Origin of the sequence: Streptomyces tsukubensis (genome assembly GCF_003932715.1) — a bacterium.
GTDB lineage: Bacteria > Actinomycetota > Actinomycetes > Streptomycetales > Streptomycetaceae > Streptomyces > Streptomyces tsukubensis.
The window spans coordinates 3,997,393-4,016,669 of the sequence record NZ_CP020700.1 but is presented as its reverse complement, the minus strand read 5'-3'; the positions used below and the strand labels follow the sequence as shown (position 1 = coordinate 4,016,669).

Below are 19,277 nucleotides of genomic sequence, written 5' to 3'. Positions count from 1 at the left end.
GAACCTTTCCAGAGGCTGAGAAAGGGGCACACACTTTTCCCCGCACTCGGATAACGTCGGGCAGAAGAACGCATAAGCACGCCGGTGCGGCGCTTCGGGCTGCGTTGATCGTTTTTCGCGACGCGGTCCCGGGACAGACGGGTGTGGGGTCCGTCGGCGCCGCCCGCGCGGGAGGGGGATCATGGGCAAGCCGGAGCAGCGCAAGCCGTTTGTGGCCAAGGTCGTCGTGGCGATCGACTTCGGGACCCACGGTTCCGGGTTCGCCTGGGCCACGGTGCAGGATCTGCAAGACCTCTCGGAAAACCGCCGCATCGCCTACCAGACCTTCAAGGAAGAGCGCGGCATCTCCTATCCGAAGGATCTGACGTCCGTCCTGGTGGATGTGCACGGTGACGCGAAGGCGTTCGGGTACGAGGCCGACAAGCTCTGGCAGGTCGAGAACAGCCGCAACAACCCGAACGGATACGGATACGCCACCCGGTTCAAGATGGCGCTGCGGGCCGACGCCCCACCGGCCGATGTGCCGCGCTTCGTCGGCAATCTGGCCGAGGCCGGCGACCCCGCCTCGGTAGTGCCCGCGCTGATCGCCGCCTACCTCCGCCATCTGTACACCACGGCTCTCAAGGACATCGAAGCGACCAACTACGGAGGTCTCGGCTTCAGCGCCGACGACATCCGGTGGTGCATCACCGTGCCCGCGATCTGGAAGGACCACGAGAAGCAGGTGATGCGCGATGCCGCGGCCGCCGCCGGTATCCCCGCGGACGAGGAACGGCTCCTCCTCGTCGGCGAACCGGAGGCGGCAGCCGTGTACTGCGCGCTCACTCCCGGCACCCTGCTGGAAACCAGCCGGCCGGAAGGACGTCTCGACGTCGGGACGGACGGCAGCCGCTTCATGGTGGTCGACTGCGGCGGCGGCACCGTCGACATCACCAGCTACCAGATCCGCCCGGAAGGCGTCGGTGACGACCGGCTGGCCGAGATCGGCATCGCCGACGGCGGACGCCTGGGATCCGCTTACATCAACCGGCATTTCGTGACCGAGGTGCTCGCGAAGCGCTTCGGGGCCGAAGAGCTGGAGAAGCTGCTCGTCTCCCGTCCGCGGGAGATCGCCGCGCTGGAGGACCACTGGGAGAGGTCGAAGGTCGGCCTGACCTCCGAGACCGGAGCCGACGGTTCACCGACCTTCACCCTGCCGTGCACCCTGGACGTGCATGGACGGCTCTGGGAGGCCCTGTCCCCGCCCGTGAAGGAGCGGCTGACCGAGCTGGCCTACGGGGAGCCGTACCAGATCGTCATCACCCCGGACGAGATCGTCGACCTCCATGAAACGGTGGTCGGGCCCATTCTGGAGACGATCGAAGAACAGCGCCGGATCGTGGTCGACAACGGCCCCAGGACCGGCGTGGACCAGATCGTCGTGGTCGGCGGCTTCTCCCGCTCCACCTATCTGCGCGACCGGATCGCCCAGCGGTTCGGCGGCAAGGTGAAGGTGGTGATGCCGCGCGATCCGGCGTCCGCGGTCCTCGGCGGCGCCGTGCACTTCGCCTACGACCCCGCCGTCATCTGGGGCCGCCGCTCGAAGTACACGTACGGCTACGAGTGCGCGATGCCCTTCCGCGAGGGAGTCGACCCGGCGGGTAAGCACTTCCGCAACGAGCTGGGCGAAGAGATGTGCAGCGACCGATTCCGTGTCGTGGTCGAACGCGGCGCTCAAGTGACGGTCGGTGAGACGAGGAACCACGAGATGCGAGTGCCGTCGACCGAGGTCCGCTTCAAACTCGGACTGTTCGCGACCTACAGCGACGACCCGCAGTACACGACCGAGGCGGGCTGCGAGCGGATCGGCACCGTGACTGCGGACGTGAGCGGATCGGTGGGAACGCGCATGGACAAGCGGAAACTCGACATCTACTACGCCTTCGGCGGCACCGAGATAGCCGTCGAGACCCAGGACCGGCAGGGCGGTGTACGCCTCAGAGCGACCATCGAGTTCTCCGAGCTGTACGGACGTCGTGGCCGGACGGGCGGCTGATCCCATGCAGAACGACGGTTTCGGCACCTACCAAGACGAAGAGCAGGGCGAGCCAACGGGGTCCAGCATGGGGCTTTTCGGTAAAAGCGATAAAGAGGGACCATATTCTCTGCAGGGGAACGCCGTATCGCAGAGCGACCTCGAAGCCGTGAACGACTGGCTGCTCAACGAGGTCGCCGCCGATCTCCGGCAGCAGACCGATCACCTCACATCGAGGATGGCGGAGCATCAGACGGTGGTCCTCCGCGCCGTAGCGGACCTGAACAAGCGCCTCGATGCGGTCGCCCGCGACGTCCAACTGATCCTGGACGCCCTGCGCAACCAGGGGGTCCGCAATGCGATCGACAGCGGTCACACCACCTCCGACATCCACCGCCGCCACCTGGAACTCGCCCAGAGCTACAGCGGGCTGGTGCAGCAGGACGTGCGGTACCTGGTGAAACTGCTCTGCCCGCAGCAGACCGGCGAGGACGATACGGCACTGGCGCGGCGCCGGGCGGAGATCGCCCGCAAGCTCGTGGCGCTGCTCTTCGAACCGCTCGACCAGCCGATGTCCGGAAAGCCGGAGCAGATCGTCGCCGAACTGAGAGAGCTGAACCTGGCGACCGACACTTCCGGCTTCCGGACCGGTTTCCCCACGACCTTCGGCAAGGCAGCGAGACTGCGCGACGCCGTCGTGGGTCTGCCGATCACCGGAGAGCTGGACTCCCCGGTCGACGTGACCGCTCTCTCCGCGGACGACTACGAACCATGGCCCGTCAAACCGGCCCCCGGGGCACGCCCGGAGTTCCTGATCGCACCCTCGTACGTCATGCGGGGCGCCCGGCCGCAGACTCTCACCAAGCCCGTCGTCTTCGTCGCCCCGCCGCCCGCCCCGGGAACCGGCCGGTGAAGCTGCCGGACATCGCCCGCGGCGTCCCGCTCGTCGACGACCGGCTGCTGCTGGAGCTGCTCAACGACCTGCACACCGCGGACGATCTGACGCGGGCCAGGGCCCGCGAGGGCTTCTTCGCCCGGCTGCTCGCCCAGGTCACCGGGCACAGCCGGCGGCGGGACCTCGCGGTCACCGGCGCCCTGGTCGGTGCCCAGCGCGGCACCCTGGCGTGGATCTCCGAACTCACCGACCGGCTCGCGGCCACCGACCTCGTGGTTGCCGAGGTCACCGACGAGGTGACCCGGGTGAACCACCGCGTGGACCGGCTCGACGCCCGGCTCCAGTGGGCCGAAGGCGGAGTCCGGGACCTGGGAATCGCGCTGGCGAAGCTCGCCGAGCAGACCGGTCGGGGCCTCGCCGAACAAGACGAGCGGCTGCGCCGGGTGGAGAGCACACTGGCCGTCGACCGCGCGGTGCGCCGGTGGCGGCATCCGCGACCCGACCCGAACCTGGGCCGGTTGGCCGGGGCGATGCTGCTGGCCCGGGAGGTGGCGGGCGGCCCCGCGGGGGAGTACGCCGCATCGAAGCCCGGAGCCGGTGTCGAGTACGAACTGGCCGAGCGGATGCTCCAGGACCCGCCGGAGCCGTGGTACGACGGCATCAGACCGATCGCGGGCCTGCTGGCCGAATCGACCCGCACGCTCCCCGGCGACGAAAACCGGATCATGGTCGCCGAGCTGCTGGGCGAAGGCGTCCCCGAGGCACTGACCGGAACCCGTGGCCCCTTGAGCTCCGCGCTGCGGAAGACGGCGCTGGCGACCACGGTGGAGGGCGTCGATCCGGACGCCGCCGCGGAAGCGGCACTGCGCACCGCCACCGGGAACGGCTCGGACTACGTCGCCCCGAGCCTGAGCGCCGAGGAACTGGTACGGCAGATCATCAGGGAGCAGTTCGCGGAGGCGGATTCACGCCGCTCTCGGCTGCGGGAACTCGGGAGCAGCGCATGACCGGACAGGAGGACTTCAACCGCATCGCGCAGCAGGCGCTGGAGGTCTCCAGGCGCCCTTTACCTGCCCAGCAGGACCCGCCGGCCGTTCCCGCTGCCCGGCGCCCGGTGCCGTCGGGCCCGCTCACCCCCCTGAGGATCGGGCTGGTGCTGGCGGGCGGCGGCGCCAAAGGCGCCTATGAACTGGGCGTTCTGGACTATCTGGCGGAGCGCGGCACCCGGATCTCCGCCATCGCCGGAACCAGCATCGGCGCCCTCAACGGTGCCGTACTGGCCAGCGAGGACTCACTCTTCGACGGTGTCGCACGGCTCGCCGCGTTCTGGGAGCGCTTCTCCACCCGTATGGGCGTCGCGCCGTCCGAGGACCGGGGCCTGCCACTGGACGCCGCGGGCGTCGGCGTGGAGAGCACGGCGCAACAGCTGAAGATGTTCCACCGGCGGCTGACGGCCCTCAAGAGCCGTCTGGCGCTCCTCGAAGAGCTGGTCGACGCGGCGGTGGATCCCGAGCACATCCGGGCCGGACGGCCGCTGTGGGTCGCCGCCTATCCGTTGCTGGACCGGGAGGCGGTGCCCGAGCGACTGCGGTACCTGGTGGAGTTCGCCCGGTGGATGGGTGGTGCCCGGGCCGACATCATCCGGCTGAACGATCTGGAAGCGCCGGAGGTCCGGGAGGCGGTGCTGGCCAGCGCCGCCCTGCCGTTCGTCTTTCCGACGCGGGTGGTCGACGGCTGTGCCTATCTCGACGGCGGGCTGGGCCGCGGGGACCGTACCCCGGTACGGGCCTTCGCCGAGAAGGAACACTGCGACGTTCTCGTTGTCGTGCATCTGCATCCCGACGCCCGGGTGGCGCCCGGCGCGGTGACCGGACTCGTCCGGATCGACATCCGGCCCAGCGTGCCGATCATCCCGCCCGGTCCCCTCGGCCCGCTGACCGGGCTCATGTCGTTCTCACCCGAACGCGTCGGCGCACTGCGGACCCTCGGCTACCGCGACGCCGCCGCACGCTTCGGCGAGACCGAGAAGCTGCTGAAAGGCCGCAGGACCCTCGCCGCCGCCGAATCCACGATGCTGGCCGCCCTGCAACGGATGCGCGCCGGGGCACCACCGCCGTGAAGCACGGCAGACCGGCTGCCCCTTCTGGCCGTCTGGCCCTCTGACCCTTCTGACCTGCCCCGGGAGACACCGTGCACGAGACAGGCAACCGCCGCCGTCCGGCTTCCAGAACGCCGCGCCTGCTCGACACGGGCGCCGACTTCATCACGAACGCCGAGGCGTACGTACGCGAACTGATCGGCTTCTACGACAGTCGCGCCCGCTGGCACCGGCGCTTCTACCGGATCAGCGGTGTCGTCACCATCCTCAGCGCCGCGGCACTGCCCCTGCTCACCATCCTGGACCTGCCGAACAAGAGCGTGGTCATCTCCGGCGTCGGCTGTCTGGTGGCGGTCAGCACCGCGCTCAAGGAGTTCTACCGCTGGGACACCTCCTGGGTGCTGCTCCGCCAGACGGAGACCGATCTCACCCGTGCGTATGCCGCCTACGCCTCCGCCAAGGAGTCCGGCGACGGCCCGCCCGACCCCGGGGCCGCCCACACCCTGATCGGCCAGGTCCTCCACATCCGGGAAGAGGAGTCCCTGCGCTTCTTCAGGAACCTCCCCTCCCCGGTCGGGGTACCTCCTCAGCTTCAGCGCCCCGCCTCCGGCACCTGACCTGCCCCGCTCCCGGTGCCTAGGCCCCCGGGCTTCCGGTGCGGAGCAGCAGCTTGCCCACGTGCGTCCCCGACTCCAACGCCTCATGGGCCGCCGACGCGTCCCGCAGCGGGAACTCCCGGTCGACGACCGCCCGGACCCGGCCCGATTCGACCAGCGGCCAGACGTGCTCCCGTACCGCCGCCACGATGGCCGCCTTCTCGTCGAGCGGCCGGGCCCGCAGCGAGGTCGCGGTGATCGCCGCCCGCTTTCCGAGCAGGGTCGCCAGATTGAGTTCGCCCTTCACCCCGCCCTGGAGCCCAATCACGGCGAGCCGTCCGTTGACCGCCAGGGCGCGGACGTTCCGGTCCAGGTACTTCGCGCCCATGATGTCGAGGACGACGTCCGCGCCGTCGCCGTTGGTGGCCCGGCGCAGCTCGTCGACGAAGTCCTGCTGCCGGTAGTCGATCAGGATGTCCGCCCCCAGCTCGGCGCAGCGCGCCAGCTTCTCCGGGCCGCCCGCGGTGACCGCCACCCGGGCCCCGACCGCCTTCGCGAGCTGAATCGCCATCGTGCCGATCCCGCTCGCCCCGCCGTGGATCAGCACGGTCTCGCCGGGCCGCAGCTGGGCGACCATGAAGACGTTCGACCAGACCGTCGCGGCGACCTCCGGCAGAGCGGCGGCGACCGCCAGGTCGACGCCCTTCGGCACCGGCAGCACCTGCCCGGCCGGCACCACGACCCTCTCCGCGTACCCGCCGCCCGCGAGCAGGGCGCACACTTCGTCGCCGAGGGTCCAGCCCGACACGCTCGGGCCGATCCCGACGATCCGGCCCGCGCACTCCAGGCCCGGATACGGCGAGGCGCCCGGCGGAGGATCGTAGAAGCCCTGCCGCTGGAGCACATCCGCGCGGTTGACCCCGCTCGCCACCACCTCGACGAGCACCTCGCCCTCACCGGGCACGGGGTCGGGCACCTCGGCCCAGAGCAGCGCATCGGGTCCGCCGGGTTCCGGAATCGTGATCGCGTACATGGCCGCGAGGCTACTCCCGCACCCCCCGTCAGGTCCGCTCCGGGCGTCCGGGGCCGCTACCCGTCGTTTTCGGCCGACCCCGCCCGGACGATCGTGATCACACGGTCCGTCAACTGGAGCGGGCTCGCGGCGGGGTCGTCGTACCCGATCAGCCGATGTCCCCGCAGCACGCTCACCACCAGATCGTCGGTGTCCCGTACGTTCCGCCCCACCTCGGCCTTTATCACCGGCCGCTCCACCAGGTCGAGACCGCTGCCCTGGTGGATCAGGTCCTCCATCACCGCCCCGGCACTGGTGCTGAGGACGGAGAGCCCCAGCAGGCGTCCGGCGGCGCTGGCGCTGGTGATGACCGTATCGGCCCCCGACTGGCGCAACAGCGGGCCGTTCTCCTCCTCCCGGACCGCCGCCACGATCTTGGCCTGGCGGTTGAGCTGCCGGGCCGTCAGCGTCACCAGGACGGCCGTGTCGTCGCGCTGCGCCGCGATGACGATCTGGCGGGCCCGCTGGACCTCGGCACGGAGCAGGACCCCGCTGCGGGTCGCATCGCCGACGACCCCCTCGATGCCCTCGGCAGCGGCCGATTCGATGACCTTGCCGCTGGGGTCGACGACGATGACCTGGTCCTTCCTCAGCCCCGTCGCCATCAGCGTCTGCAACGCCGAGCGGCCCTTCGTTCCGAAGCCGACGATGATCGTGTGATCGCGCATGTCCGGCCTGCTCCTCCCAGTCCCGTCCGGTACCTCGCCGTACGACATACCCGGTACGTCGTTCCCGGTGGCTCCGGCACAACCGATCGAACCCGGCGAGACTTACCCGGACGGATCCGCGACCATGGTCACTCATGCCCCGCACGACGGCCAATGCCGGAGGAGACACCCGATGAAGGACGAGGAGCATCCGCCTCCCAGGGAGGGAAGGTTCCCGATCCTGCGGACCATCTGGTCCCGCCCCCGGGCGGAGGCCCGGGAGGACGCCGAGGCCGGGCGCTTCATCACCATGCCCGCGGCAGCCGCCGTCCCACCGCTCCAGCAGGTACTGCGCCGTCTGGCGATGGCGATACTGGTGCTCACCGTCACCACCCTGCTCGTGTGGCTCGACCGGGCGGGCTACAACGACAACGCCGACGGCAAGGTCGATCTGCTCGACGCCGCCTACTACACCACCGTCACCCTCTCCACCACGGGTTACGGCGATATCGCCCCCGTCAGCGACGCCGCCCGGCTGACCAATATCTTCGTCATCACGCCCCTGCGCGTGGTGTTCCTGATCATCCTGGTCGGCACCACCCTGGAGGTGCTCACCGAGCGCACTCGCCAGCAGGTCCGCGTCCACCGCTGGCGCTCCAAGATGCGGGACCACGTCGTCGTCATCGGCTACGGCACCAAGGGCCGGCATGCCGTCGAGACTCTCAAGGGCCAGGGCATGCCCAAGGAGAAGATCGTGGTGGTCGATCCCCAGCAGAAGGCGATCGACGCGGCGAACAACGACGGTCTGGTCGCCGTCCAGGGCGATGCCACCCGCTCCCGCACCCTGCTGAAGGCGGAGCTGGACCGGGCGACCCGGGTGATCGTCTCGCTCCAGCGGGACGATACGGCGACCCTGGTCACGCTGACGGCCCGCCAGCTGAACCGCCGGGCCGCGATCGTGGTCGCGGTCCGCGAGGACGAGAACGTCCCGCTGCTGAAGCAGAGCGGCGCGGACACCGTGGTCACCAGCTCCAGCTCGGCGGGCCGTCTGCTGGGGGTGTCGACGGCCAGCCCCCATGTCGCCGACACCCTGGAAGACCTGATGACGCACGGCCGCGGGCTGAGCCTCACGGAGCGCCCGGTACGCCAGGACGAGATCGGCAGATCGCCCCGGGAGGCGACGGACCTGGTGGTCGCCGTCGTACGGCGGAAGCGGATGCTGGACTACACCGACCCGGAGTCGGCGACGCTGCAGTTCGGGGACCGGCTGATCACGATCAGCCGGGAGGAAACCGACTACTAGGGCCTGGTTGGTTCTCTCAGGGCCTTGTTCATTGCCCGGGGCGGGGGCTGTGGGGGTGTTTCACGTGAAACACCCCCACAGCCCCCGCCGTTGTCCTCAGCGGCCCAGCGGCAGGTCCAGCACCTCCAGTTCGTCCCCCGGGCGGGCCCCGCCCGGGGGGACGACAGCCAGACCGTCGGCCGCGGCGATACCGCGCAGCATGGCGGGGCCGCTGTAGCGCAGCGGCACGAGCACCTCGCCGTGGTCGACCACGGGGACCAGGCGGGTGTCCCGGGGATGGCCGGTCACTTCGTCCCGTACGGGCGCGGTGTACGGGACGGGCTCCGGCAGCCCGGCCAGTCCCCGCAGCAGCGGGGCGGCCAGGGTGAGCAGCGCGGAGACGGCCGCAAGGGGGTTGCCTGGCAGTCCGACGACACAGCGGGGGCCCTGCCCGTCCGGAAGCCCGGCCAGCAGCATCGGGTGCCCGGGGCGGACGGCGACTCCGTCGACGAGCAGTTCGGCGCCTGCCTTCCGCAGGACCGGGTGGACGTGGTCGACGGGCCCGGCGGCCGTACCGCCCGTGGTGACGAGCAGATCGGCGGTGGACGAGGTCACCGCTCGGTGCAGCGCCGACTCGTCGTCGCCGATCCGGCGGGTGGCGACGACCTCGGCGCCGAGCGCCCGCAGCCAGGGGCCGGTCATGGGGCCGAGAGCGTCCCGGATCAGCCCTTCCCGGGGGAGCCCCTTGTCGAGGAGTTCGTCGCCGAGGACGAGGACCTCCACCGTGGGACGGGCGACGACGGCCAGGGCGTCGTAGCCGGCCGCGGCGGCGAGTCCGAGGACCGCGGGGGTCACCAGTGCACCGGCGGGCAGCAGAAGCTCGCCGGTACGGCACTCCTGGGCCCGGGGTCGGATGTCCTGGCCGGGGACGACCGCACGGTCGGCGGAGAGCAGTTGCCGCGTGAGGTCGAGCTGCGCGTGCTCGCTGCGGATGACCGCGGTGGTCTCCGGCGGAATCCGGGCGCCGGTGGCGATCCGTACGGCGGTGCCGTCCGGCAGCGGGGGCGGGTCGGCGCGTCCGGCGAGCACCGGGGCGTCCCCGTCGACGGTCCAGGGACCGGGTCCGGCCACCGCCCAGCCGTCCATGGCGGAGGTGTCGAAGGAGGGCAGATCGCAGAGGGCGGGCAGTTCCTCCGCGAGCACCAGCCCCAAGGAGTGTTCCAGCGGGGCCCGGTGGACCCGGTCGCCGTCGGTGCCGGTCCGGCGGGCGGTCTCCCGGCCGGTCCTGGCGGCCAGTCTCCGGGCCTCGGGCCAGGGGACGGCCCGAGGCCGTGAGGAGGATGTACCGCCGGGCCGGGACGGCGGCGGAGCAGCGGCAGCAGGCGGTGGGCCGTCCGGCACGGCGGTACGCCGTCCGACGAGCGCGAGAGCGTCCTCGACAGCGTCGTGCGCGCCCGCCCCGGTGCCCTCGGTGCTCCGTTTACGGTCCGGGGGCCGGACGGGATCGTCGTCCAGTCCCTCGGCGAAGTCGACGAACGGCACTTCGGGGTCCGGCCCGGGAGGGTCCCCCGGACCGGAGTTCGGACCCGAGTCCGGGTCGCGGCCGGGGTCGTGCCCCGGCGCGGGGGACGGGCCACCGCCGGAGCCGTCCGGCCCGGAAGGCGATCCGGAGTGGCCGGGGGACGGGACACGGCCGGTGCCGTCCGGACCCCGGTCGAGAACGTCGGAAACATCGGAAACATCGGAAACGTCAAAAACACGGTCCCAGTCGGCGCACCAGTCCCGGTCGTCCTCTCCCTGGTCCTGTCCCTGTCCCTGCTCCTGGTCCGGGCGGGGGCTGCGTCCGGAGCTGCGTCCTGCGCCCATCACGCACCGCCCCCGCCGGAACCGCCCGCGCCACCGGGGCCGACAGGGGAGTCGGGGCCGTCGGGGCCGGGTGTCTCCTCCGCCCAGCGCCGGGCGAGCGCGGTGGCCTTCCGTACGGCCGCTGCGACCGCCTCGGGCCCGCCGTCGCCCGCGGAAGCAGCCGCATAGCCCACGAGGAAAGTGGTCAGCGGAGCGGCGGGCCTGGCCACCCCGTGGGCGGCGTCCCGGGCCAGGTCGAGCAGCAGATTGGTGTCCACGTCGAGCTCGATACCGAGATCGTCCTTGACGGCGGTAATCCATTCCTCCAGCACGGCCCCATGCTCCCTGATCCGGGCCCTGGCGGCGGCGATGTCCTCCCAGGTGTCGCAGTCGAAAGCGGCGAACGGCCCAGCCGCGATCCGGACCGGGTCCAACTCCTGGACCAGCAGTTTCAGCGGCAGTCCGGCCGGCGAACCGTACTCGGTCGCCAGCAGGGCCAGTTCACGGCGGAGCGGCTCCGCGCGGTACGCCGCCACCAGGAACTGGTCCCGCCCTGCGGTATCGGTCAGGACGACGCCCTCCCGCCCGCCGCTTTCGCCCGCGCCACCGAGGGCGGACACCAGCCGCCGTACGGTCGCCGGGTCGAGAAACGGCAGATCCGCCGAGAGCACCACGACGACACCGTCCGGCGGGGTGTCGAGCCGCCGGATCCCGGCGTCGAGAGCAGCGAGCGGGCCACCGCCGGGAGGATCCTCACGGGCCCAGACGACGGGCCGCGCGGTGGGCCTCCGCCCACCGACGACCACCGTCCGACCCGCCTCCCCGCAGGCCGTCAGCACCCGGTCGAGCAGCGCCCGGCCGCCCACCCCGATGCCCGGCTTGTCCGCACCACCGAGTCGCTTCGCCGCCCCTCCGGCGAGCACCACGGCGTCGTACGGAACGGGCTCGTACGGAACGGGCTCGGCCGGGACGGACTCGCCCGAGGTCGCAGTCATACCCAGCAGTATGATCCGCGCCCGCCGCAGTGGACCATCCGTACCCGCCCCGCCGTCGTCGTCGCCGTCAGAGAGTGCGCAGCAGCAGCGCGGGCTGCTCCACACAGTCCGCGACGTACCGCAGGAATCCCCCCGCCGTACCGCCGTCGCACACCCGGTGGTCGAAGGTGAGGGAGAGCTGCACGACCTGACGGACGGCCAGCTCACCCCGGTGCACCCACGGTTTGGGCACGATCCGGCCGACGCCGAGCATCGCTGCCTCCGGGTGGTTGACGATCGGGGTCGACCCGTCCACACCGAACACCCCGTAGTTGTTCAGGGTGAACGTCCCTCCGGTCAGCTCCGCAGGGGTCAGCGCGGACCGCCGGGCGGCGTCCGTCAGCCGGGCGAACTCCTCGGTGAGCGACTCCGCCGTCCGGCGGTGCGCGGCACGCACCACCGGCACCACCAGACCCCGTTCGGTCTGGGCGGCGAACCCGAGGTGCACCTCGGGCAGCAGCACGACCTCCCGCCGTTCCGTGTCGACCCTGGAGTTCAGCTCCGGATGGCGGGCGAGCGCGGCCGTACAGATCCGGGCGAGCAGCGCGAGCAGGGATATCTTCGGCGCGCCCGCAGCGTTCATCGCGGTCCGCGCGGCCATCAGCTCGGTCGCGTCGGCGTCCACCCAGCAGGTGGCGTCGGGTATCTCGGAGCGGCTGCGGGAGAGTTTGTCGGCCACCGCGCCGCGCACTCCGCGCAGCGGGATCCGGATCTCCTGCCCCGCCGCTTGCCCCGCTGCCTGTCCCGTCCGGCCCGCCGGTTCCGCGGCTGCCGCGGGAGCCGGGACCGGCTCGGAGGCCGTACCGGGGACCGCCGGAGCGACCGGGGCGGCGGCCGCCTGAACGGCCCTTTCCACATCGGCCCGCAGGATCAGCCCTTCCGGTCCCGAGCCGGTCAGCTGCCGCAGGTCCACACCGCCCTGCCGGGCCAGCTTCCGCACCAGGGGCGAGATCACGGGCACGGGCCCCTCGGGAACGGGCTCTTGGACCGCCGCCGGTTCCGGCGTGACGACACCGGGCTCGCGCAGAACGGGCGTCCCTGCCGCGGGCCGTACGGATCGGGGCCCGACCCGGCGGCGACGGGCGGCCGGAGCCCCCGTCCCGTACCCCACGAGCACATTGCCGGACGTCTCACCCGAGGCCCCGCCGGCCGCACCCGCACTGTCGGCGGCGCCGCCCGGCGGTGCGGCACCGGAGGTACGCGAACCGGCAGCTCGGTGGCCGCCGCCCGGCTCCCGGGCTTCCGCATCCGGCACCGGCCCGCCGCCCGGGCCACCGTCCACCGCACCCACGGCGACCGTCAGCAGAGGTGCGCCCACCGGAAGTTCGGTGCCCTCTTCCCCGAAGCGCGCGGTCACCACACCCCCGTACGGGCAGGGCACCTCCACCATGGCCTTGGCCGTCTCGACCTCGACCACGGGCTGGTCGACGGCGACCACATCACCCACCGAGACCAGCCAGCGCACGATCTCCGCCTCGGTCAGCCCCTCACCGAGGTCGGGAAGCCTGAACTCCAGCACCTGGGCCATCAGCTCGCCGCCTCCCACTGCAACCGCGCCACCGCGTCGAGGACCCGGTCGACCCCGGGCAGATGGTGCCGCTCCAGCATCGGCGGCGGATAGGGGATGTCGAACCCGGCGACCCTCAGCACCGGCGCCTCCAGCTGGTGGAAGCAGCGCTCCGTGACCCGGGCCGCGATCTCGCCGCCGGGTCCGCCGAAACCGGTGGCCTCGTGGACGACGACCGCCCGCCCGGTGCGCCGCACCGACGCGCACACCGTCTCGTCGTCGAACGGCACCAGGGAGCGCAGGTCGACGACCTCCAGGTCCCAGCCCTCCGCCGTCGCCGCCTCCGCCGCCTCCAGACAGACCGGCACGGACGGGCCGTAGGTGATCAGCGTGGCACTGCTGCCCCGGCGCCGGACAGCGGCCCGGCCCAGCGGCTCCACCGTCGCCGGGGCGTCCGGCGACCAGTCGGCCTTGGACCAGTACAGCCGCTTCGGTTCGAGGAAGACCACCGGATCGTCACTGGCGATGGCCGCCCTGAGCAGGCCGTAGGCGTCCTCGACGGTCGCCGGGGTGACGACCTGCAGCCCCGGTGTCGCCATGTAGTACGCCTCGGAGGAGTCGCTGTGGTGCTCGACACCGCCGATGCCGCCCCCGTACGGCACCCGGACGGTGATCGGCAGCGGCATCGCGCCCCGGGTGCGGTTCCGCATCCGGGCGACATGGCTGAAGAGCTGCTCGAACGCGGGATAGGCGAAGGCGTCGAACTGCATCTCCACCACCGGCCGCAGCCCGTACATCGCCATGCCCACGGCCGCGCCCAGGATCCCCGCCTCGGCGAGCGGGGTGTCCGTACAGCGGTCGTCACCGAACTCGGCGGCGAGCCCGTCCGTGATCCGGAAGACACCGCCGAGAGTGCCGACGTCCTCGCCGAGCACATGGACCGCCGGGTCCTCGGCCATCGCGTCCCGCAGGGCACGCCGCAGGGCCTGGGCCATGGTGGCGGGTTTGGGCGGGGCCGCCGTCCCGGGGGCCGTGGTTGTCGCCGTGGTCATCGCGCGTCTCCTTCTTCGCCGCGGGGGCCGCGAGGGCTGTGGGGACTGTGGGAGCCCTCACCGGCGTCGCCGGTCTCTTCGGAGGCCTCCAGCTCGGCGCGGAGCAGATCCGCCTGCTCCCTGAGCTGGCCGGTGCGCTCCGCGTACACCTCGGCGAACAGGTCCATCGGGTCGAGCACCGGATCGGCGTTCATCCGCTCCCGCAGCCGCGCGGCCATCGCCTCGGCCCCCTCTGCGACGGTCCGCCGGTGTCCGTCGTCCAGCAGCCCGCGGGCGGTCAGCTCCCGCTCCAGCAGCAGGATCGGATCGTGCTCCCGCCAGGCCTCGACGTCCGCGTCACCGCGGTAGCGCGTGGCGTCGTCGGCGTTCGTATGCGCGTCCATGCGGTAGGTGACCGCCTCCACCAGCGTCGGACCGCCGCCGGAGCGGGCCCGCTCCATCGCCTCGGAGAGGACCTGGTGGACCGCGGGCGCGTCGTTCCCGTCGACCAGACGGCCCGGCATGCCGTACCCGACGGCCTTGTGGGCCAGGGACGGCGCGGCGGTCTGCTTGGCCAGCGGTACGGAGATCGCGAAGCCGTTGTTCTGGACGAAGAAGACGACCGGGGCCCGCCACACCGCCGCGAAGTTCAGCGCCTCGTGGAAGTCGCCCTCGCTGGTCCCGCCGTCACCGACCAGGGCGAGCGCGACCACGTCGTCGCCCTTGAGCCGGGCCGCGTGCGCCAGGCCCACGGCATGGGGCAGCTGGGTGGCGAGGGGGGTGCAGAGCGGCGCGATGCGGTGCTCATGAGGGTCGTACCCGGTGTGCCAGTCGCCGCGCAGCAGGGTCAGCGCCTGCACCGGGTCCAGCCCGCGGGCGACGGCCGCCAGCGTGTCCCGATAGCTCGGGAACAGCCAGTCCTGCTCCCGCAGCACCAGCGCGGCCGCCACTTCGCAGGCCTCCTGACCCGTGCTGGAGGGGTAGACCGCGAGCCTGCCCTGCTTGGTGAGGGCCGTCGCCTGAGCGTTGTACCGGCGGCCGCGGACGAGCTGTGCGTAGAGCGTCAGCAGAAGCTCGGGGTCGGCCGCGGCCGCGGCGTCCGTACCCAGCACACGGAACGGCTCGGGGTCGGGGAGCAGGGGCGCGGGGTCGGTGCGGGGCCGCCAGGCCGGGGGCGGGGTGGGCCGGTAGGCGGCGGACCCGGGCAGCTCCTGCACGGTCGTGCTGCTGCTCTTTCGCAACGCGAGCACCTCCTCGTGGGGGCGACGAAGGAGACGGCCGACTGTGGTCCGCCTCACCTACCGATTGTTCGGTCGTCGACGCAATTTGGCTACAGGCGGCCTCAGCCTGTGGACAAACGGTTCTCCACAGCCTGTGATGGGCACAGGTCGTCCATACCGGGAAAGCGGGGGGACATGGAAGCTGAACAAATGGCCGCCGGCGGGGCCCGAACCGGACAACTGCCCGCTCCGCGCCCGCTCGACGCCGTCGACCGGGACATCCTGGGCATCCTGCGGACCGACGGCCGGGCGTCGATACGCTCCGTGGCCGAGCGGGTCCATGTCTCCCGGGCCAATGCGTACGCCCGGATCAACCGCCTCCTCGACGACGGCGTGATCCGCGGCTTCAGCGCCCGGATCGACCACGAGCGGGCCGGGCAGGGTGCCTCCGCCTACATCACCCTCAAGATCGTCCAGAATTCCTGGCGGACGGTGCGCGAGCAGCTCGAAAAACTGCCGGGGGCCACGCATATCGCGCTGGTCAGCGGCGATTTCGACGTACTGCTCCTGGTGCACACCCGGGACAACCGGACCCTGCGGGAGCTGGTGCTGACCCGCCTCCAGTCCATGCCGGAGGTGCTCTCCACCCGCACGCTGCTGGTCTTCGAGGAGACCGACCTCGACCAGGGCACCGGGCTCCCGGCACCGGCCGTTCCGCCGGACGACGACGGCTTCTGCTGAAGCCCGGCGCCCGGGAACCCCGGGCCGGCGGTCGGGACACCGCCGCATCGGTCCGGAAGCCGTCAGGACGCGGGCCGGCCCGCCGCCCCCGCCCCGGCCCCGTTCACTGTCCGCAGGCCGTCGAAGGCGATCCGTACCACCGTCTCGGCCACCTGGTCGCCCTCCCAGCCACCGCCCGGATGCGGGCGGTACCACTCCACCAGCGAATTCACCATGCCGAAGAGCAGCCGGGTGGCGAGCCTGGTGTCCACGTCGGTGCGGAGATCGCCTTCGGCCGCCGCCGCCCGCAGCAGCTCCACCACCCGGTGGTCGAACTCCCGGCGGCGCTCCATGGCCCACCGCTCCGTCTTGGTGTTGCCCCGCACCCGCAGCAGCAGCGTCACATAGGGCAGATCGGCCACCAGTACCTGAACCGTCCGCCGCACCACGTACTCGACCCGCTCCACGGCCCTGCCGCGCTGCGCCCCGCTCTCGTCGAGGATCCCGAACAGGCCGTCGAGCGCCCGGCTCACCGCCCGCCGCAGCAGCTCCTCCTTGCCCGCCACATGGTGGTAGATGGACGACTTGGAGATACCCGCCGCCTGGGAGAGGTGCTCCATGGACGTGCCGTCGTACCCGCGCTCGTTGAAGATGCGGACCGCGACGGTCAGCAGTGTCTCCGGGGTATAGGTGTCCCGCTTCGCGGTGGTCATCCGTCCGCTCCCTCGCCTGGTCCGGCGGCCGGGGCCACCCGGGCTATGCCCCGGCCGTCGACGGTGCCGTACGCACCGGCGGTCCCGTGCTCGATGGCGGTCATGGAGGTGATCCTCCCCGATGAGTTTTCCACAGCTTCGACAGGCCCCCTTGTACCGACCGATCGTTCGGTTACTCTAACCCTGTCCACTCATCCCCGCCCAGCTCGACGAGGAGTTGGTCCGTCATGACGCTGACCGATACCCGGCTGACCGGCCACCGTGCGACGCTCGACCAGGCCCTCGAAGCGATCCGCACCCGGGCCTACTGGTCCCCCCACCCCGAGCACCCCAAGGCGTACGGGGAGAGTGCGCCCGCCGAGGGCCTCGCGGCCTTCGAAGCGCTCAAGGGCACCCGCTTCGACCTGGACCAGCCCGGCACCGACGGCTGGGCCGGCGCCGAGATCTCGCCGTACGGGCCGGAGCTGGGCATCGAGTATCCGCACATCGACCCGGATGTGCTGCTGCCCGCGATGCGCCGGGCCGTGCCCGCCTGGCGCGAGGCCGGGCCGGAGCGGCGCGCCCTGGTCTGTCTGGAGATCCTGGCCCGGATCAGCGCCCGGACGCACGAGTTCGCCCATGCCGTGATGCACACCAGCGGCCAGGCGTTCATGATGGCGTTCCAGGCGGGCGGGCCGCATGCGCAGGACCGCGGCCTGGAGGCCGTGACGTACGCCTATCTGGAGCAGACCCGCACCCCGGAGACCGCCGACTGGTCCAAGCCGCAGGGCAAGCGCGACCCCCTGAAGCTGCACAAGTCGTTCACCACGGCGGGCCGTGGCATCGCCCTGGTCATCGGCTGCAACACCTTCCCCACGTGGAACGGCTATCCGGGGCTCTTCGCCTCCCTGGCCACCGGCAATCCGGTGCTGGTCAAGCCGCATCCGCGGGCGGTCCTTCCGCTGGCGCTCACCGTCCGGACGGCCCGGGAGGTCCTCGCCGAATCGGGCTTCGACCCCAATCTGGTCGCCCTGGCCGCCGAGCACCCCGGCGAGGGCATCGCCAAAACCCTCGCTCTGCGCCCCGAAATCAAGATCATCGACTACACGGGGTCCAGCTCCTTCGGAGACTGGCTGGAGACCCATGCCCGCCAGGCCCAGGTGTACACGGAGAAGGCGGGGGTGAACACCGTCCTCGTCGACTCCACCGACGACTACCGCGGCATGCTGTCCAATCTGGCGTTCTCCCTCTCCCTCTACAGCGGCCAGATGTGCACCACCCCGCAGAATCTGCTGATCCCCCGCGACGGCATCCCCACCGACGCGGGCCACAAGTCGTACGACGAGGTGGTGAACGACCTCGCGGCCTCGGTCGGCGGCCTCCTCGGCGACGACGCCCGGGCCAACGCCCTGCTGGGCGCCCTGGTCAATCCGGACGTCAAGGCACGGCTGGACGGTGCCGCGGAGCTGGGCGAGGTGGCCCTGCCCTCCCGCAGGATCAGCAACCCCGACTTCCCGGACGCCGTCGTCCGTACGCCGGTCATCGTCAAGGTGGACGCCGCCGTGCCGGAGTCCGAGTCCGCCTTCCTCACCGAGTGCTTCGGACCGGTCTCCTTCGCCGTCGCCGTGGACTCGACGGACGCGGCGGTCGAGCTGCTGCGGCGCACGATCCGCGACCGGGGCGCGATGACGGTCGGCGCGTACACGGTGTCGGAGAAGACCGAGCGCGCGGTCGAGGAGGTCTGTCTGGAGGAGTCGGCCCAGCTGTCGCTGAACCTGACGGGCGGGGTGTACGTGAACCAGACGGCCGCGTTCTCCGACCTCCACGGCTCCGGCGGCAACCCCGCGGCGAACGCGGCCCTGTGCGACGGGGCGTTCGTCGCCAACCGGTTCCGGGTGGTCGAGGTCCGCCGACAGGCCTGACCCCCGCAGACCGCAGACCGCAGCCCGCAGAGCCGCCAAGCCGTGAGCCGTCCCGTCAGGAGGGGTCGGGGATCTCCGCGTACCGCTGTACCCAGGCATGCATGGCGATCGCGGCGGCCGCCCCCGCGTTGATGGACCGCGTCGAGCCGAACTGCGCGATGGAGCAGACCATCGCGGCGTGCTTCCGGGCCTCGTCCGTCAGCCCCGGCCCCTCCTGGCCGAAGAGCAGCACACAGCGGCGCGGCAGCACGGTCCGCTCCAGCGGTACGGCGCCGGGGAGGTTGTCGATCCCGATGACCGGCAGGCCCTCGGCCGCCGCCCAGCGCGTCAGGGACTCGGTGTCCGGGTGGTGCCGGACATGCTGGTAGCGGTCGGTGACCATGGCGCCGCGCCGGTTCCAGCGGCGGCGGCCGACGATATGGACCTCCCGGGCGAGGAAAGCATTGGCGGTGCGCACGACCGAACCGATGTTGAAGTCGTGGCTCCAGTTCTCCACGGCGATATGGAAATCGTGCCGCCGGGTGTCGAGATCCGCGACGACGGCCTCCCGCGTCCAGTAGCGGTAGCCGTCGGTGACATTGCGGCGGTCGCCCCCGGCCAGCAGCTCGGGGTCGTACCGCTCGTCCTCGGGCCACGGCAGCGGATGCGGGCCGACACCGATCTCGGGCCCGTAGCCCTCGTCGTACTGCACCGGCTGCACCG

Annotated in this window: 16 protein-coding genes and 1 pseudogene; 8 read left to right on the top strand and 9 right to left on the bottom strand. The window is 71.7% G+C overall.

Features of this window, described 5'->3' with window-relative positions; translation table 11 throughout:
• Nucleotides 1-181 precede the first annotated feature (181 nt).
• From B7R87_RS16270 to B7R87_RS16250, 5 genes are all read left to right on the top strand, one after another.
• The gene (locus B7R87_RS16270) at nucleotides 182-2,035 is read left to right on the top strand and encodes an Hsp70 family protein (RefSeq protein ID WP_006347991.1); all 1,854 of its coding nucleotides are present in this window, start codon (nucleotides 182-184) and stop codon (nucleotides 2,033-2,035) included.
• Between the two features lie 148 nt (nucleotides 2,036-2,183).
• On the top strand, nucleotides 2,184-2,927 hold the full coding sequence (locus B7R87_RS16265) for a hypothetical protein (RefSeq protein WP_006347992.1): 744 nt from the start codon (nucleotides 2,184-2,186) through the stop codon (nucleotides 2,925-2,927).
• A complete protein-coding gene (locus B7R87_RS16260; protein ID WP_006347993.1) occupies nucleotides 2,924-3,916 on the top strand; it encodes a hypothetical protein in 993 nt (330 codons plus the stop codon). Before B7R87_RS16265 ends, B7R87_RS16260 begins: the two co-directional genes overlap by 4 nt.
• Nucleotides 3,913-5,028, top strand: a complete 1,116-nt coding sequence (locus B7R87_RS16255; protein ID WP_006347994.1) for a patatin-like phospholipase family protein — start codon at nucleotides 3,913-3,915, stop codon at nucleotides 5,026-5,028. The genes B7R87_RS16260 and B7R87_RS16255 overlap by 4 nt, the downstream gene beginning before the upstream one ends.
• A gap of 71 nt (nucleotides 5,029-5,099) precedes the next feature.
• Nucleotides 5,100-5,624, top strand: coding sequence for a DUF4231 domain-containing protein (locus tag B7R87_RS16250; protein WP_006347995.1), 525 nt, complete (start codon nucleotides 5,100-5,102; stop codon nucleotides 5,622-5,624).
• A gap of 19 nt (nucleotides 5,625-5,643) precedes the next feature.
• Here the strand turns inward: B7R87_RS16250 and B7R87_RS16245 are convergent, their stop codons facing one another.
• Nucleotides 5,644-6,636: an NAD(P)H-quinone oxidoreductase gene (locus B7R87_RS16245; RefSeq protein WP_006347996.1), complete on the bottom strand. Its 993-nt coding sequence runs from the start codon at nucleotides 6,634-6,636 to the stop codon at nucleotides 5,644-5,646.
• A 56-nt stretch (nucleotides 6,637-6,692) separates the two neighbouring features.
• Nucleotides 6,693-7,358 (bottom strand): annotated as a pseudogene (locus tag B7R87_RS16240) (potassium channel family protein); the annotation flags it as partial.
• Nucleotides 7,359-7,515: 157 nt separating this feature from the next.
• Between B7R87_RS16240 and B7R87_RS16235 the strand changes: the two are divergent.
• On the top strand, nucleotides 7,516-8,625 hold the full coding sequence (locus tag B7R87_RS16235) for a potassium channel family protein (protein WP_006347998.1): 1,110 nt from the start codon (nucleotides 7,516-7,518) through the stop codon (nucleotides 8,623-8,625).
• Between the two features lie 96 nt (nucleotides 8,626-8,721).
• On the opposite strand, the gene B7R87_RS16230 is transcribed toward B7R87_RS16235, so the two are convergent.
• From B7R87_RS16230 to pdhA, 5 genes are all read right to left on the bottom strand, one after another.
• Nucleotides 8,722-10,470, bottom strand: coding sequence for a molybdopterin molybdotransferase MoeA (locus tag B7R87_RS16230; RefSeq protein WP_006347999.1), 1,749 nt, complete (start codon nucleotides 10,468-10,470; stop codon nucleotides 8,722-8,724).
• The gene (locus B7R87_RS16225; RefSeq protein ID WP_006348000.1) at nucleotides 10,470-11,444 is read right to left on the bottom strand and encodes a DUF6457 domain-containing protein; all 975 of its coding nucleotides are present in this window, start codon (nucleotides 11,442-11,444) and stop codon (nucleotides 10,470-10,472) included. Before B7R87_RS16225 ends, B7R87_RS16230 begins: the two co-directional genes overlap by 1 nt.
• A 67-nt stretch (nucleotides 11,445-11,511) precedes the next feature.
• Nucleotides 11,512-13,011 (bottom strand): dihydrolipoamide acetyltransferase family protein, encoded by a 1,500-nt coding sequence (locus tag B7R87_RS16220; RefSeq protein WP_040915512.1) that lies wholly within the window; start codon nucleotides 13,009-13,011, stop codon nucleotides 11,512-11,514.
• Nucleotides 13,011-14,042, bottom strand: a complete 1,032-nt coding sequence (locus B7R87_RS16215) for an alpha-ketoacid dehydrogenase subunit beta (RefSeq protein WP_006348002.1) — start codon at nucleotides 14,040-14,042, stop codon at nucleotides 13,011-13,013. Before B7R87_RS16215 ends, B7R87_RS16220 begins: the two co-directional genes overlap by 1 nt.
• Nucleotides 14,039-15,262 carry a pyruvate dehydrogenase (acetyl-transferring) E1 component subunit alpha gene (gene pdhA, locus B7R87_RS16210; RefSeq protein WP_045852965.1) on the bottom strand — a complete coding sequence of 408 codons (1,224 nt, stop codon included), beginning with the start codon at nucleotides 15,260-15,262 and terminating at the stop codon, nucleotides 14,039-14,041. The genes B7R87_RS16215 and pdhA overlap by 4 nt, the downstream gene beginning before the upstream one ends.
• Before the next feature lie 189 nt (nucleotides 15,263-15,451).
• Here pdhA and B7R87_RS16205 point away from each other — a divergent pair, with 189 nt between their 5' ends.
• A complete protein-coding gene (locus B7R87_RS16205) occupies nucleotides 15,452-15,982 on the top strand; it encodes an Lrp/AsnC family transcriptional regulator (RefSeq protein WP_006348004.1) in 531 nt (176 codons plus the stop codon).
• A 62-nt stretch (nucleotides 15,983-16,044) separates the two neighbouring features.
• Here the strand turns inward: B7R87_RS16205 and B7R87_RS16200 are convergent, their stop codons facing one another.
• Nucleotides 16,045-16,674, bottom strand: a complete 630-nt coding sequence (locus B7R87_RS16200) for a TetR/AcrR family transcriptional regulator (RefSeq protein ID WP_006348005.1) — start codon at nucleotides 16,672-16,674, stop codon at nucleotides 16,045-16,047.
• A gap of 227 nt (nucleotides 16,675-16,901) precedes the next feature.
• Between B7R87_RS16200 and paaN the strand changes: the two genes are divergently transcribed.
• On the top strand, nucleotides 16,902-18,575 hold the full coding sequence (gene paaN, locus B7R87_RS16195; protein ID WP_006348006.1) for a phenylacetic acid degradation protein PaaN: 1,674 nt from the start codon (nucleotides 16,902-16,904) through the stop codon (nucleotides 18,573-18,575).
• A 55-nt stretch (nucleotides 18,576-18,630) separates the two neighbouring features.
• Here paaN and B7R87_RS16190 read toward each other — a convergent pair whose 3' ends face one another.
• Nucleotides 18,631-19,275 carry a TrmH family RNA methyltransferase gene (locus B7R87_RS16190; protein ID WP_100249154.1) on the bottom strand — a complete coding sequence of 215 codons (645 nt, stop codon included), beginning with the start codon at nucleotides 19,273-19,275 and terminating at the stop codon, nucleotides 18,631-18,633.
• Nucleotides 19,276-19,277 lie beyond the last annotated feature (2 nt).

Excerpts from the sequence above, each read along its gene's own strand:
- B7R87_RS16270 (WP_006347991.1), top strand. The coding sequence starts at position 182 with ATGGGCAAGCCGGAGCAGCGCAAGCCGTTTGTGGCCAAGGTCGTCGTG.
- B7R87_RS16255 (WP_006347994.1), top strand. The coding sequence starts at position 3,913 with ATGACCGGACAGGAGGACTTCAACCGCATCGCGCAGCAGGCGCTGGAG.
- B7R87_RS16245 (WP_006347996.1), bottom strand. The coding sequence starts at position 6,636 with ATGTACGCGATCACGATTCCGGAACCCGGCGGACCCGATGCGCTGCTC.
- B7R87_RS16235 (WP_006347998.1), top strand. The coding sequence starts at position 7,516 with ATGAAGGACGAGGAGCATCCGCCTCCCAGGGAGGGAAGGTTCCCGATC.
- B7R87_RS16230 (WP_006347999.1), bottom strand. The coding sequence starts at position 10,470 with ATGGGCGCAGGACGCAGCTCCGGACGCAGCCCCCGCCCGGACCAGGAG.
- B7R87_RS16225 (WP_006348000.1), bottom strand. The coding sequence starts at position 11,444 with ATGACTGCGACCTCGGGCGAGTCCGTCCCGGCCGAGCCCGTTCCGTAC.
- B7R87_RS16220 (WP_040915512.1), bottom strand. The coding sequence starts at position 13,011 with ATGGCCCAGGTGCTGGAGTTCAGGCTTCCCGACCTCGGTGAGGGGCTG.
- B7R87_RS16215 (WP_006348002.1), bottom strand. The coding sequence starts at position 14,042 with ATGACCACGGCGACAACCACGGCCCCCGGGACGGCGGCCCCGCCCAAA.
- B7R87_RS16205 (WP_006348004.1), top strand. The coding sequence starts at position 15,452 with ATGGCCGCCGGCGGGGCCCGAACCGGACAACTGCCCGCTCCGCGCCCG.
- B7R87_RS16200 (WP_006348005.1), bottom strand. The coding sequence starts at position 16,674 with ATGACCACCGCGAAGCGGGACACCTATACCCCGGAGACACTGCTGACC.
- paaN (WP_006348006.1), top strand. The coding sequence starts at position 16,902 with ATGACGCTGACCGATACCCGGCTGACCGGCCACCGTGCGACGCTCGAC.